Below are 14,120 nucleotides of genomic sequence, written 5' to 3' on the forward strand. Positions count from 1 at the left end.
TGCGCCACTTGTCTTTTATGCACGATGCATCGTTTTCGCGCGCCGCAGCCGCCGCGCGCCTCAATTGGCCGCTGCTGGCGGTCTCTTTCGCGATCCTGGCCTATGCCGTCATGTGCTGGCGCTGGGGCGGCACGGTCGAGGATTCCCAGGCTTATTACGATACCGCGCGCTACCTGCGCGGCGAGCTCGCGGCGAGCGGGCTGCGGGCGCCTTTCCCGTATCGCCTGCTGGTGCCGGCCATCGCATCCGCCATGCCGGGCGATTTGCGCAACGGCTTCGCCTTCCTGAACTGGGTCCTGGTGGTCGCCGGCGCCTGCTGCATGTCGGCCGCAGTCCTGCGCGCGGGCCTGGGCCACAGGCGCGCCATCGCGGCCGGCCTGCTGATGATCGTGTCGCTGCCGACCTTCTGGTATGCGCCCTACCTGCTGGTCGACCCGGGCTCGATCTGTGCCCGCGCCGCCTTCGTGCTGGCGGTGCTGTCCGGCCAGCCCTGGTTGGCCGCCGTGGCCGGCCTGGCCGGCTCGGCGATCCGCGAAGAGAGCGTCCTGCTGCTCGTGTGGCTGCTTGCGACGCGCCGCATCGCCGTGCTGCCGGGGCTGGCGTTCCTGGCCGCCGCCGGCGGCTGGATGGTGCTGGTGCGCTGGTACATCATCACCGGCCTGCCCAGCTATACCTGGCAGCCCAATTTCGGGACGGTGCTGGCGGCGCTGCGCGACGTGCGTTCGCTGGCCTCGATCGCCGGGACGGCCTTCCTGGTGGTGCCGCTGGCCATCGTCGGCTGGCGCTTCGCCCCGGCCCCGCTGCGACCGCTGGCCAGCCTGCTGCTGCTGATGGCCTTGCCCCAGCTGTATGCGGCGCTGAGCGTGCGCGTGGAAGGCCGCCTGGTCTGGGGCCTGTATCCGTTCCTGGTGCCGTTCGCGGTGTGCGTCGGCCTGCGCGAGAAGAAAAGCTCCTAGCGCACCAGCGCGAAGGCGCCGGCCACGATCAGCACCATGCCGGCGATCTTGCTGACGCTGAGCGGTTCGTTGAGCGCGGCCACGCCGATCGCCGCCACCGCCAGCATCGCCACGCCGGTCATCACCGGGTAGGCCAGGCTCATGTCCAGCTTTTGCAGGGCCACGGAATAGCACACGAAGCCGAGCGCATAGGTGGCGCCGGCGCCGCCGAGGAAGGCGAGGCGCACCAGGTTCCAGTCGACGCCGTGCTGGTTCGACAGTTTGATGAGGAAGGTGGCGGCCGCGCTGGCGAGCGCCGCCAGCGCGCACCACAGGTAGCCGGTCATGGCTGGGGTCATGGAGTTTCTTCTGTTGAGGTGGAAAGGGCAGGGCGCGATTGTACCGCCTGATCGGGTTCGACCGGAATCGCCAGCGTGACCCGGGTGCCGGCCGGACCGCTGTCGATGCGCAGCCGGGCGCCGATCTGGGTGGCGCGCTCGCGCATGCCTTGCAGGCCGAAGTGGCCGGGCTTGTCCTTCGCGCATCCGCCCGCGCCATCGTCGCTGACGGTCAGCGCCAGAGCGCGCTGGCTGGTGTCGGCGCTGAGCCGGACGGCCCCGGGCGTGTGCCGCAGCGCGTTGACCAGCGCTTCGCGCACGATCGCATGCACGTCGCGGCGCAGGCGCACCGGCATCCGTTCGACCGCGCCCGGCGGCGCCGACAGGGCCAGGCGCCCGCTGCCGCCCGGGAGAATCAGGTCCACGTCGCGCAGCAAGCCCTGCCAGAATGCGTCAACATTGGCGAAGCCCTGGCGCAGGCCCTGGACTTCGTCGCGGCCTTCTTCCAGCACCTGTTCGGCGCTCTCCAGCACACGCTCGAACTCGGCGCGCACCGGGCTGTCGGCCGGCAGCCCTGTGAGCACTGAGTGCATCCGCAGCAGCATCCCCTGCACGCCTTGCAGGAAGGTGTCGTGCAGCGAGCGGGCGATCGATTCGCGCTCGCGCATGCGCGCCATCAGCTCGCCTTCGATGCGCTCGGCCAGCCGGCGGGTGCGCAGCCGGTAGGCCCACGCACCCACTGCCGTGCACGCCAGCACGCAGGCTGCGAAGAACCACCAGGTCTGGAACCAGCGCGGCGGGATATGGAAGGTCAGGGTCGTGACCGGGCCCGCGACGCCGCTCTCATTGATGGCCATCGCTTCGAAGGTATGCATTCCAGGTCGCAGCCGCTGGAAGAAGGCGCTGCGCCGTGTGCCGGCTTCTTCCCACTCCTGGGCGCCGGCCAGGCGATAGCGGAAGCGCACTTTTTGCGGCATGCGCAGGCTGGGCGCCGTGTAGTCGATCTGGACGTTCTCGGTGCCCTGGTCAAGTTCCATGCCAGTGCCGGCGCCATACTGGCGCGCACCGCTCGAGACGGCCAGCACCTCGACCGCGGGCGTCGCCGGATTGGCCGAAGTCTTGCGCGGATCGATCCAGGCCAGGCCGCGCTCACCCGCGAACCACAGCGTGCCGTCGCTGGCCAGCGCGGCCGTGCGCGCCAGCATGCGCGATACGCCGCCGCCCAGGTAGCCATCGGCGGCATCGAACAGCCGGCCGCGCAGCGCGATGCCGGGGGCGTTTATCGAGCGCGTCCAGTCTTCGGGCGTGACGCGGTAGATGCCGCGTTCGGCGTTGATCCAGCGCACGCCGTCGGCGTCGGTGACGATGCCGCTGGCTGCGCCGATGCCGTCCGGCACCGCCACGGCGAGGCGCCGGAAGCGGCCGCCTTGCAGGAGCTGCATGCCGTCCTCGCCGGACACCAGCAAGGGCTGGCCCGGCACGATGAGGCTGAACTTGCCGACCTCCAGCCCGTCCGCGGCGCCGTACTCGCGCATCGCATCGCCGTCGACGATGCGCAGGCGGTTACCGCGCAGGCCCAGGTAGCTGCGGCCTGCGGCATCGAACGCCACTTCCTGCGGGTGGTCTTCCTTGATCGGCGGCCTGGTCCAGGCGCGGTCGCGGTAATGCCAGGCGCCGAGTCGCCCAGTCCAGAGCCAGATCTCGTCGTTGCCGGCCGCGAGGCTTCGGAGCCGGATGCTGTCGGCGGCTGCGCTGACGGCAGGCGGCAGCGGAATGCGCTCGACGCCTGCGCGGCCATGCCGCTCGATGCCGTGCTGGCCGCCGAGCACCAGCGTGCCGTCAGGCGCGCGGTCGAGCACGCGGGTGGCGATGGGGTCGGGCAAGTTGCGCGTCCTGCCGTTCTCGATGCGCACCAGGCCGGCCGTATCGTCCAGCCGCTGGGCCCGCGCCGCGACGATCCCGCCATCCGGGTGCAGGGCGGGGTGCGACACGCCGCGGTCGAGCAGTTCCGGCACCATGTGCACGGCATGATCGCGCAGCCGCTCCAGCCCCGAGGGCGTGCCGATCCAGATGCTGCCGTCGCCGTCTTCCATCAGCGCCAGCACCGACAGGCTGGTCATCTGCCACGGCTGGTCGAGCCGCTCGGCGGCGCTGACCGGCGTGAAACGCTCGCCGCGCTGCCAGCCGGCCGGGCGCAGCACGCACACGCCCACCGGGCAGTTGCCGGACCAGAGGTTGCCGTCGCGGTCGAACAGCGACTGGTAGGTGTTGGCGCTGCCCGGCGGGGCAGGCACGCGGCGCGGCGAGGGCGGCGCCACCCGCTCGAACTCTTTGCCGAGCACCAGCCATATGCTGCCGTCCTGCCCCTCGAGCAGCATCGCATCGCCGCGCACCGGGCGCACCGATCGGAACCGCGTCGCACCGGCCTCGCGCAGGTAGAGCGCTGCGCCGTCGGTGGCCCAGACCCGGCCGGCGCCGTCGGCCAGCACGTATTCGGCGCGGGCGCCGTCGTAGCCGAGTTCCGGGCCGATGCGCACGACGCGGTCGCCGTCGACCCGGAACAGGCCGCGCCAGCTGGCGATCCAGGGTGCGCCATCGGCGCCAAGGGAGATCGCGAATACGCTGCCGCTCTGCTCGGGCGTGAGCAGGTGCCGGTAGCGCCCCTTGCGCAGCACGCTCAGGCCGCCATTGCCGTGGCCGATCCACAGCTCGCCGTCCGGTCCCGGCCGCAGCGCGCTGATGCTGGTGTTCTGCAGGCGGCTGCCGTCGCCCGTTTCGAACGGCAGGAAGCGCAGTCCGTCGAAGCGCAGCAGGCCGGCGTAGCGGCTGCCGACCCACAGCCAACCGTCCTGGCTGCGCGCCAGCGCATCGACGTAGCGCGGCGCGCCTTCCAGCTCGCCCCAGCGCTCATGGCGATAGCCGTCCAGCGCGATGGTCGGATCGAGGGCGAGGGCGGCCGGCGCGACGGCGCACGATAGTACGAGAAGCGTCGCACGCAGCCATGCCTGGAATCGGTAAATGATACTCATTCGTGAATTGTTGCAGCTAAACCATTTCCGGTCTAGTCGATTCAGGCCGCCTGTTCGCGCCATGCCCCCGGATTCATCCCGCTCCATTCGCGAAACGCGTGCGTGAACGCGCTCTGTTCCTGGAAGCCGAGCAGGAAGGCGATGTCGACCAGGCCCAGCTCGCGCCGGCGCAGGTAATCCTGGGCCAGGCCGTAGCGCACCGCATCGAGCACCTGCTGGAAGCTCGAACCGGCGTCGGCCAGCTTGCGCTGGAGGGTGCGCGTCGACAGTCCCAGCTCGGCCGCCACCGGCGCCAGCCGCGCCTCGCCGCTGGTCAGGCGCGGCAGCAGCGCGGCCCGCACGCGCGCCACGATCGGGTCGACCCGGGCCGCGCGTTCTTCGAGCAGCCGTTCGGCGTGATGCAGCAGGAGCGGGTACAGGCTGGTGTCGGCGTTCGGTACCGGCATCGCCAGCAGGGCGGCATCGACGGCGGCGCAGTTGAGGGGCGCGCCGAACTCCGGCGCGATGCCCAGCACGCGCAGGTATTCGGCGCTGCCGTGGCCCGGTTCGGCATGCCGGACGCGCAGCGCCAGCGGCATCAGGGGCCGCCCGGCCAGCCAGCTGCCGAACACGCGGATGCCCGCGAACACGCTTTCCACCAGGTGCCGGGTGGCGTCGGGGTAGTGGCTGATCCATTCGTAATGCGCCCGGGCGCCGTCGAGTCCCACCTGGCTGCGGCCCAGGTCGTGGGCCAGCGATTCGTAGCGCTGGGTCAGTTCCAGCGCATGGCCGAAGCTGCTGCAGGCCAGCAGCAGCATGCCGTAGGCGCTATAGGTGGCGGGGCGCGCTTTCTCGCCCACGTGCAGGCCGAAGAAGGGATCGTTCGCCAGGCGCGCGCCGGCTTCGAGCAAGCCGATGTAGCGTCGTGCGGGCAGGCTCTCGGGCAGCGGATCCAGTGCGTCCGGGGCCAGGCCGGCGGCCTCGGCCAATGCGGGAAGGGTAAGCCCGCGCTCGAGGGCGGTTTCCAGCAGCGGCTGCAGGTAGGAACCGGTCACGCGCGCGTCATCGGGCGGCAGTGGCGTGATTGAGCAAGGCTGTGTCATGAAAGCGCAATACGGTTGGCGGGACCGACTTTAATGTGCTACTTGAGGTGGCAAAAAGAACAACTCGAAGTATAACGGAAAGTCATTGATGCGGCGTTGGAACGGTTGGGGTGACGAGTCGATTACGGTGCAGCTGGAAGGGGAGGCCAGAGCCTTCCTCGGCGCACGGCTGGGCCGGGGGACGGCTCCGCAGGACGCGACCTTCGAACAAGCCTGCGCCGGACTGCCCCCTGGCCGCCTGCCGCCCCATCCGCTGATCGACGCCGGCAGCGCCACGCGCGCGCGCCACGCCCACGGCCAGAGCCTGCCGGACTGGCTGCGCCTGCGCCACGGCCGCCTTGGCAATGTGCCCGACGGCGTGGCCTTTCCCGAATCCGGCGCCCAGGTGCGCGAGCTGCTGGCCTTCGCGGCCCGCCACGATGCGGTGGTCATCCCCTACGGCGGCGGCACCAGCGTGGCCGGCCATCTCGACGTGGGCCACAGCTCCAACGGCGGCCTGCGCCCGAGCCTTTCCATCGACATGGGCCGCATGCGCGCCATGATCTCGCTCGACCGCGAGGCCCAGCTGGCCTGCTTCGGCGCCGGCGTGTCCGGCGCCGATCTCGAAGCCCAGCTGCGCGCCCACGGCTATACCCTGGGCCACTATCCGCAGTCGTTCGAATACTCCACGCTCGGCGGCTGGATCGCCACCCGCTCGTCGGGGCAGCAGTCGCTGCGCTACGGCCGCATCGAGCAGATGTTCGCGGGTGGGCGCATCGAGACGCCGTCCGGCACCCTCGACATCCCGACCTTCCCGGCCTCGAGCAGCGGCATCGACCTGCGCGAGATGGTGCTCGGTTCCGAGGGCCGCATGGGCGTGCTGACCCACGCCGCGGTGCGCATCAACCGCCTGCCCGAGCACGAAGCCTTCCACGCGCTGTTCTTCCCCGACTGGGAGCAGGCGGTGCAGGCGGCACGGACGCTGGCCCAGGCGCGCCTGGGACTGTCGATGCTGCGCCTGTCGAACGCGAGCGAGACGCGCACCATGCTGGCGCTGGCCGGCCACGCGCGCCAGGTGGCGCTGCTGGAGCGCTACCTCGGCTGGCGCGGCTGCGGCCAGTCCAAATGCATGCTGCTGGTCGGCGCCAGCGGCGCCAGCGGCGCCAGGGGCCAGGCGCGCGAGGCGGTGCGCGCGGCGCTGGCCCTTGCGCGGCGCCTGCACGGCGTGCACGTCGGGCGCGCGCTGGGCGAGCGCTGGCGCCGCAACCGCTTCCGCAGCGTCTACCTGCGCAATGCCGCCTGGGAGCAGGGCTATGCGATCGACACGGTGGAGACGGCGCTCGACTGGCCGCACGTGACGCAGGCGGTGACGGCGATCGAGCAGGCCGCGGCGGCCGCGCTGGAAGCCTTTGGCGAGCGCGTGCACGCCTATACCCACCTGTCGCACCTGTATCCGCAGGGCGCCAGCGTGTATTCGACCTTCGTCTACCGGTTGGCGGGCGACTACCAGGCCGACCTGGCGCGCTGGCGGCAGCTGAAGGACCGGGTCTCGAGCGCGATCGTCGGCTGCGGCGGCACCATCAGCCACCAGCACGGCGTGGGCGTCGATCACGCGCCGTGGCTGGCGGCCGAGAAGGGCGAGCTGGGACTGGGCGCGATGGGCGCGCTGTTCCGCCACTTCGACCCCGAGTGCAGGATGAACCCGGGCAAGCTGGTGACGCCATGAAGCAGGTCAACGTCTTTCCGCCGGGACGCGACTGGGACTTGCTGGTGATCGGTGGCGGCATCACCGGCGCCGGCATCCTGCTCGAAGCCGCGCGGCGCGGCCTCAAGACGCTGCTGGTCGAGCAGAAGGACTTCGCCTGGGGCACCTCGAGCCGCTCGTCGAAGCTGGTGCACGGCGGCCTGCGCTACCTGGCTTCCGGCAACCTGCGCCTGACCCGCGACGCGGTGCGCGAGCGCGAATCGCTGCTGCGCGCCGCGCCCGGACTGGTCGAGCCACAGGGCTTCGCCTTCGCCGACCACGGCACCGACGTCAAGCGGCGGCTGGGCTTTCTCGCCATGCTGCGCGTGTACGACATGCTGGCCGGCCGGCGCGAACCGCACTGGGAGCGCCCGGAATCGTTCCGCATGCTGGCGCCGAATATCGGAGACGCCAACCTGGCCGGCGGCATCCGCTACACCGACGCCAAGACCGACGACGCGCGCCTGGTGCTGCGCGTGATCGACGAGGCACGCGCCCACGGCGCGGTCGCCTGCAACTACGTGACCGTACAGTCGCTGGTGCGCGACGGCGGCAAGGTGCACGGCGCCATGCTGCGCGACGAACGCAGCAAGGCCGAGACGGCGGTGCGCGCCCGGGTGGTCATTAATGCCACCGGCGCCTGGTCCGACCTGCTTGGCGGCGCGGCAGGCGGCAAGGGAGCCTGCAATAAGCCCGATCGCGCGCCGCGCCTGCGGCCGCTGCGCGGCAGCCACCTGGTGCTGCCGGCCTGGCGCCTGCCGCTGGCGCAGGCGGTCAGCCTGCTGCATCCGGCCGACAGCCGCCCGGTATTCGCCTTCCCGTGGGAGGGCGTGACCCTGGTCGGCACCACCGACGTCGACCACGAGGAAGGGGTGAACACCGAGGCGCGCATCACCCGCCATGAATTCGACTACCTGATGGCGGCCCTGCATGCCCAGTTCCCGCAGCTGGGCTTGAGCGACCAGGACGTCGTCGCCACCTTCGCCGGCGTGCGGCCGGTGATCGACGGCGGCCAGCATGGCGCGCCGTCGTCCGAGAAGCGCGACCATTTCGTGTGGTCGGAGCCGGGCCTGGTGTCGGTGGCCGGAGGCAAGCTGACCACCTTCCGTTCGATCGCCCTCGACGTGCTGCGCCACGTGTCGCAGCAGTTGCCCGGCTGGCAGTTGCGCCCCGAGCGCGGCCCGGTGTTCGCGCGGGTGGCGGTGCCGGCGCGCCACGACCTGCCGTCCGGCGTGCTGCGCCGGCTGGCCGGGCGCTATGGCGCCCAGGCCAAGCCGCTGCTGCTGGCGGCGCGCAAGGGCGAGCTGGAATGCATCCCGGGCACGCAGACGCTGTGGGCCGAGCTGCGCTGGGCCGCGCGCGCCGAGGCGGTCTACCAGCTGGACGACCTGCTGCTGCGCCGCACCCGGCTCGGCATCCAGCTGCCTAACGGCGGCCTCGACCAGATGGCGCGCATCCGCGCCATGTGCCAGCCGGAGCTCGGCTGGGACGACGCCCACTGGGAAGCGCAGGAGCGGCGCTACCTGGCCGAGTGGCGCAAGCAGTACGGCGTTCCACCTGCCGCCTGACCGGGCCCGATGTCCGACAGTCCGCGCGATCCGCTGCTGCTGGCCATCGACAACGGCACGCAGAGCGTGCGCGCCTTGCTGTTCGACCTGCGCGGCGAACTGTTGGCCAGGTCGCAGGTGGCGCTGGACGCCTACCGTTCGCCGCAGCCGGGCTGGCATGAGCACGACGTCGAGGCCTACTGGCAGGCGCTGTGCCAGGCCTGCCGCCAGCTATGGACGCAGCCCGGCGCCGAGCGCGCCCGCCTGGCCGGCGTCGCCGTCACCGCCCAGCGCGGCACCGTGATCAACCTCGACCGCGAAGGCCGCCCGCTGCGGCCGGCAATCACCTGGCTCGACCAGCGCCGCACCGAAGAAGTCCCGCCGATTGGGCCCCTGTGGCGTGCGGCCTTTCGCGTGGCGGGCGTGGCCGGCACGATGCGGCACCTGGTCGGCGAGGCCGAGATCAACTGGATCCGCGCCCACCAGCCCGAGGTCTGGGAGGCCACCGACAAGTTCCTGCTGCTGTCGGGCTACCTGAACTGGCGCCTTGGCGGCAGCTTCATCGATTCGAGCGGCTCGCAGGTGGCCTACATTCCCTTCGACTACCGGCGCCGGCGCTGGGCCGGACCGCGCGCCTGGCAGTGGCAGGCGCTGGCCGTGAAGCCCTCCATGCTGCCCGCGCTGGCGCCGCCCGGCGCGCGCCTGGGCAGCATCACCGCGCAGGCGGCGTTTGACACCGGCATCCCGGAGGGCTTGCCGCTGCTGGCTGCCGCCGCCGACAAGGCCTGCGAGGTGATCGGCGCCGGCTGCTGTGCGCCGCACGTGGCGTGCCTGAGTTATGGCACCACGGCCACCATCAACATTACCTCGCAGCGCTATATCGAGGCGGTGCGCTTCGTGCCGCCATACCCGAGCGCGCTGCCGGATGCGTACAGCATCGAGCAGCAGGTGGTTCGCGGCTACTGGATGGTCAACTGGTTCAAGGAGCAGTTCGGCCACCACGAGCAATCGCGCGCGCTGCTGGAAGACGTGGCGCCGGAGCGGCTGTTCGACGAACTGGCCAGCAGCGTGCCGCCGGGATCGATGGGGCTGATGCTGCAGCCTTACTGGACGCCGGGCATCCGCCTGCCGGGGCGCGAAGCCAAGGGGGCGATCGTGGGCTTCGGCGACGTCCACACCCGCGCCCATGTGTACCGCGCGATCCTGGAGGGGCTGGCGTATGCGCTGCGCGAAGGGAAGGAGCGGATCGAGCGGCGCGGCGGCGTGCGCATCACCGAGCTGCGGGTGTCAGGCGGCGGCTCGCAGAGCGATGCGGCGATGCAGCTCACGGCCGATATTTTCGGACTGCCGACGGCGCGGCCGCATGTGTACGAGACGTCGGGGCTGGGGGCGGCGATCGATGCCGCCGTGGGGCTTGGGCTGTATACGGATTTTGCGAGCGCGGTCGCGGGCATGACGCGGGTGGGAAAGGTGTTCGAGCCGATTGCGGGCAACCGGGCGATCTACGAACGCCTGTATCGGGACGTGTATCTGCGGATGTATCGGCAACTGCGGCCGATGTATCGCGACATCGCGCGGATCACGGGCTACCCGCGCGGGGCCTGATCCGTCAGGGGATGTGTTCGGCGCCGGGCGGCGGAACAACCCAGGCGTGCATGCGTTCTTCGTACACCGAGACCGTCGGCGCCGGGAACAGGCGATCGGCGAAGGCGCCGATCGGGATGGCGATGGTGTCCTCGGCGCCTTCGGTCTGGAAGTAGACGGTCGCGCCGCAGACAGGGCAGAAGTGGAAATGCGCGCGCGAGCCTTCGTCGCCCGTCAGCGCGAAACCGGTCGACGTGCCGGAGATGACTACCTGATCGCGCGCAAACCTGGCCTGCGCCGCGAACACGCTGCCGCTGCGGCGCTGGCAATTCAGGCAGTGGCAGATCGAGATGCGCAGCGGTTCGCCGGAGACTTGCGCCGTCAGTGCGCCACAGCTGCAGGAAGCGGACCGCGTCGTCATCTCAGTGCGCCATCCCGCCCCGCACCTGCTCCCACGCCGCCCCCGCCTGCGCCGCCACCACCTGGTTGCGCCCGCGCGCCTTGGCCTCGTACATCGCGCGGTCGGCCGAGATGAAGAACGAACGGATATCGTCGAACAGGGTCGGCACGATGCAGGCCACGCCCACGCTGACCGTCACCACGCCGGGTTCCCCGGAGCGCGGGTTCGGAATGGCCAGGCGCTCGATGTGGGCGCGGATCGCTTCGCCCAGCCGCGCCGCCGCGCTGGCGCCGGTATCGGCCAGCAGCACCACGAATTCTTCTCCGCCGTAGCGCGCGGCGAGGTCGGTCGGGCGCATCGCGTGCGATTGCAGCGCTTCGGCGATGGCCTGCAGGCAGGCGTCGCCGGCGGCGTGGCCCAGGCTGTCGTTGTAGCCCTTGAAGTGGTCGACGTCGAGCACGATCAGCGACAGCGGCTGGCCGCTGCGGATGGCGCGCTGCCATTCCTTGTCCAGGAAGGCGTCGAAGTGGCGGCGGTTGGCGATGCGCGTCAGCGGGTCGACCAGGGCGGCGCGCTGCAGCGCCGTCTCGGACTGCTTGTGGTGGGTGATGTCGTGCAGCAGGGCGACGAACAGCGCCTCGCCGCCGGCCATCGGCGACAGGCTCAGGTCCATCGCACGCATGGTGCCGTCCGACTGGCGCACCAGCACCTCGCGCGTGCCGCGGCAGCGCGCGGTCGCTTCGGCATCGAGGGGGTGGGCGAAATAGTCGGCGTAGTCGTAGGCGGCGGGCGGCTCGACCAGGTCGGCCAGCAGTTCTCCTTCCAGCACTTCCTTGGGCTGGGACAGGAAACGTTCGCAAGCCGGATTGGCGTACACCACGCGGCCTTCGCAGTCGACCAGCATCAGGCCCTCGTCCATGCCGTCGACGATCAGCTGCAGGCGTTCGGCCTGCTGCTTCTGGCTTTCGCTGCTGCTGCGCAGGCGCAGCTGGGCGCGCACGCGGGCGCACACCTCGGCCATGCGCACCGGCTTGGCGATGTAGTCGGCCGCGCCGGTGTCGAAGCCGGCGACGATGTCCTCGGTCTCGCCGCAGGCGCTGACGAAGATGATGGGGATGTGGGCGGTGTCGGGCTGGCGCTTCAGGCGGCGGCAGATTTCCAGGCCGTCGAGGTCGGGCAGGATGACGTCGAGCAGGATCAGGTCGGGCTGGACGCGGGTGGCGATGTCGAGCGCGCGCTTGCCGGAACTGGCGACGAAGGTCTGGTAGCCCTGCTGGCGCATCATGTCCTGCAGCAGCCCGAGACTGTCGGGAGCGTCGTCGACGATCAGAATCGCGGATTGGCGCGCCGGTGCGGCGAGCGCTAGGGCAGGATGCATCATCGGTGGCGGGCAGACCTCATCAGTGACGAGAAATCATACTCTTTTACACGCAGATTTTGGACAATTAACCTTGCCTAAAATCCACGACTTAGTGCAATTGTTGCACTATCGCAACCGACCCGCCATTGGCCCGGCGTTGTGCAGGAAATGATACCGGTATCGACTGATAGTCGATGGGAAAAAAAAGGGACCGCGTTTGCGGCCCCTTTGGGGATTACAGCATGCCGGCGATCAGCTTGCCGAGAACGGCGATACCTTCGCGAATGCGCTCAGGCGGCACGGTCACGAAGGACAGGCGCAGCGTGTTGGTGGCCGGATCGTTGGCGTAGAACGGCGCGCCCGGCACGAAGGCGACGCGCGCGGCCAGCGACTGTTCCAGCAGTTTCATGGCATCGACCTGCTGCGGCAGGGTGACCCAGATGAACATGCCGCCTTCCGGCTTGGTCCAGCTCACGCCGGCCGGGAAGTGTTCCTGCATCGCGTCCAGCATCACCTGGCACTGGTCGCCGTACAGCTGGCGGATGGTCGGGATGTGCTGGTCCAGGAAGCCGTCCTTGACGACTTCGTGCACCACCATCTGGGTCAACTGGGCGGTGTGCAGGTCGGCCGCCTGCTTGGCCAGCTCGAGGCGGCGCACCAGCGGCAGCGGGGCGCAGACGTAGCCCAGGCGGATGCCCGGGGTCAGCACCTTCGAGAACGAGCCCATGTAGATGACGCCGTCCGGGTTCATGGCCACCATCTTCGGGCTCGGCGCGCCCTTGTAGCTCAGCGAGCCGTAGGGATCGTCCTCGATCAGCGGCACGCCCAGGCGGGCGCAGGTTTCCACCAGTTCCTGGCGGCGCTCGACCGACAGCGAACGGCCGGTCGGGTTCTGGAAGTTCGGCAGCGCGTACAGCATGCGCGCGCCTTGCGCGATGCCTTCCAGCGACGACGGCACCAGGCCGTGCTCGTCCGTCTCGACCGACTTGAATTCTGGACGGTAGACCGAGAACGCCTGCAGCGCGCCCAGGTAGCTCGGGGTCTCGACCAGCACGCGGCTGCCTTCGTCGATCAGCACTTTGCCCAGCAGGTCGAGCGCCTGCTGCGAACCCGAGGTCATCAGGATCTGTTCCGGCAGGATAGTCGAACCTTCGGTCGACAGCGAACCGGCAATCCACTCACGCAGCGGCGCGTAGCCATCGGTCGGGCCATATTGCAGCGCGACCTTGCCGTTGTCGCTCAGGACCTTGTCGTAAGCGGCTTTCATGCGCTCGACCGGGAAGGTGGCTGGCGATGGCAGGCCACCGGCGAACGAGATGATCTCCGGACGCTGGGTGATCTTCAGGATCTCGCGGATGAACGAGCTCTGCAGCTGCTGGGCGCGTTCCGAGAACTGCCACTGGATGGGATTGGGGTTTTCGATTTTCATACTGGTCTCACAGGAAGGTGCACGGTCGTGCCGGGCCATTATATAAAACACGCCGCGTTGGCGGCTTCACGTCGGCGAAAGAGCCGGGTCAGCCGCGCGAGGTACAACAGTAATTGATTTACCGACAAATTAATGCCGGTTGTAGACACGTTATCGACGGCTTTATGCCACTTCCACGATCATTTCGATCTCGACGCAGGTGCCGCGCGGCAGCGACGCGACGCCGAAGGCCGAGCGCGCGTGCTTGCCGGCATCGCCGAACACGTCGCCGATCAGTTCCGAGGCGCCATTGGTGACCAGGTGTTGTTCGTTGTAATCCGGGGTCGAAGCGACCAGGCTCATCAGCTTGACGATGCGCTTGACGCGGTTCAGGTCGCCGCCCACGGCTTCCTGCAGGGTGCCGATCAGGTCGATCGCGACCGAGCGTGCGGCGGCCTGGCCATCCGCCGTGGTCTTGTCGCGGCCCAGGATGCCGGCGTTGATGCTGCCATCTTTGTTCTTGGCGATATGGCCCGAGATGAACACCAGGTTGCCGGTCTGCACGTACATGACATAGGCCGCGGCCGGGGTCGCCGGTGCTTCCAGGGTGATGTTCAGTTCCTTGAGTTTGTCGTAGACGGACATAGTGTTTTCCATAAGTAGCGTGAATGAAGGCGGTATTGTACGTCGAGCCAGCGTCATGCACATCGGGTG

At 69.7% G+C, this 14,120-nt stretch carries 11 protein-coding genes; 4 read left to right on the forward strand and 7 right to left on the reverse strand.

Annotated features, from left to right (window positions below; translation table 11 throughout):
• Positions 1-17 precede the first annotated feature (17 nt).
• Positions 18-956, forward strand: a complete 939-nt coding sequence (locus J3U95_RS06595) for a hypothetical protein (protein ID WP_208277839.1) — start codon at positions 18-20, stop codon at positions 954-956.
• Here the strand turns inward: J3U95_RS06595 and J3U95_RS06600 are convergent.
• From J3U95_RS06600 to J3U95_RS06610, 3 genes are read right to left on the reverse strand one after another with little or no spacing between them, the layout of a single operon-like run.
• On the reverse strand, positions 953-1,294 hold the full coding sequence (locus J3U95_RS06600; protein WP_208277840.1) for a DMT family transporter: 342 nt from the start codon (positions 1,292-1,294) through the stop codon (positions 953-955). The two genes, J3U95_RS06595 and J3U95_RS06600, sit on opposite strands and share 4 nt — an antisense overlap.
• Positions 1,291-4,302, reverse strand: a complete 3,012-nt coding sequence (locus J3U95_RS06605; RefSeq protein WP_208277841.1) for a sensor histidine kinase — start codon at positions 4,300-4,302, stop codon at positions 1,291-1,293. The genes J3U95_RS06600 and J3U95_RS06605 overlap by 4 nt, the downstream gene beginning before the upstream one ends.
• A gap of 41 nt (positions 4,303-4,343) precedes the next feature.
• Positions 4,344-5,384: an AraC family transcriptional regulator gene (locus J3U95_RS06610; protein ID WP_208277842.1), complete on the reverse strand. Its 1,041-nt coding sequence runs from the start codon at positions 5,382-5,384 to the stop codon at positions 4,344-4,346.
• An 88-nt stretch (positions 5,385-5,472) separates the two neighbouring features.
• On the opposite strand from J3U95_RS06610, the gene J3U95_RS06615 reads away from it, so the two are divergent.
• The 3 genes from J3U95_RS06615 to J3U95_RS06625 are packed head-to-tail and all read left to right on the forward strand — an operon-like array spanning position 5,473 to position 10,259.
• A complete protein-coding gene (locus tag J3U95_RS06615) occupies positions 5,473-7,089 on the forward strand; it encodes an FAD-binding oxidoreductase (RefSeq protein WP_208277843.1) in 1,617 nt (538 codons plus the stop codon).
• Positions 7,086-8,675, forward strand: a complete 1,590-nt coding sequence (locus tag J3U95_RS06620; RefSeq protein WP_208277844.1) for a glycerol-3-phosphate dehydrogenase/oxidase — start codon at positions 7,086-7,088, stop codon at positions 8,673-8,675. The genes J3U95_RS06615 and J3U95_RS06620 overlap by 4 nt, the downstream gene beginning before the upstream one ends.
• A 9-nt stretch (positions 8,676-8,684) precedes the next feature.
• Positions 8,685-10,259, forward strand: a complete 1,575-nt coding sequence (locus J3U95_RS06625) for an FGGY-family carbohydrate kinase (RefSeq protein WP_208277845.1) — start codon at positions 8,685-8,687, stop codon at positions 10,257-10,259.
• A gap of 4 nt (positions 10,260-10,263) precedes the next feature.
• Here the strand turns inward: J3U95_RS06625 and J3U95_RS06630 are convergent, their stop codons facing one another.
• The 4 genes from J3U95_RS06630 to J3U95_RS06645 form a co-directional block, all read right to left on the reverse strand.
• Positions 10,264-10,659 (reverse strand): GFA family protein, encoded by a 396-nt coding sequence (locus J3U95_RS06630; protein WP_208277846.1) that lies wholly within the window; start codon positions 10,657-10,659, stop codon positions 10,264-10,266.
• A gap of 1 nt (position 10,660) precedes the next feature.
• Positions 10,661-12,019: a diguanylate cyclase domain-containing protein gene (locus J3U95_RS06635; protein WP_208277847.1), complete on the reverse strand. Its 1,359-nt coding sequence runs from the start codon at positions 12,017-12,019 to the stop codon at positions 10,661-10,663.
• Between the two features lie 214 nt (positions 12,020-12,233).
• Entirely contained in the window at positions 12,234-13,427 is a 1,194-nt protein-coding gene (locus J3U95_RS06640) for an aminotransferase-like domain-containing protein (protein ID WP_208277848.1), read from the reverse strand.
• Positions 13,428-13,589: 162 nt separating this feature from the next.
• Positions 13,590-14,051, reverse strand: coding sequence for a RidA family protein (locus J3U95_RS06645; RefSeq protein WP_109347158.1), 462 nt, complete (start codon positions 14,049-14,051; stop codon positions 13,590-13,592).
• Between the last annotated feature and the right edge of the window lie 69 nt (positions 14,052-14,120).

Source organism: Massilia oculi (assembly GCF_017582745.1).
GTDB lineage: Bacteria > Pseudomonadota > Gammaproteobacteria > Burkholderiales > Burkholderiaceae_D > Telluria > Telluria oculi_A.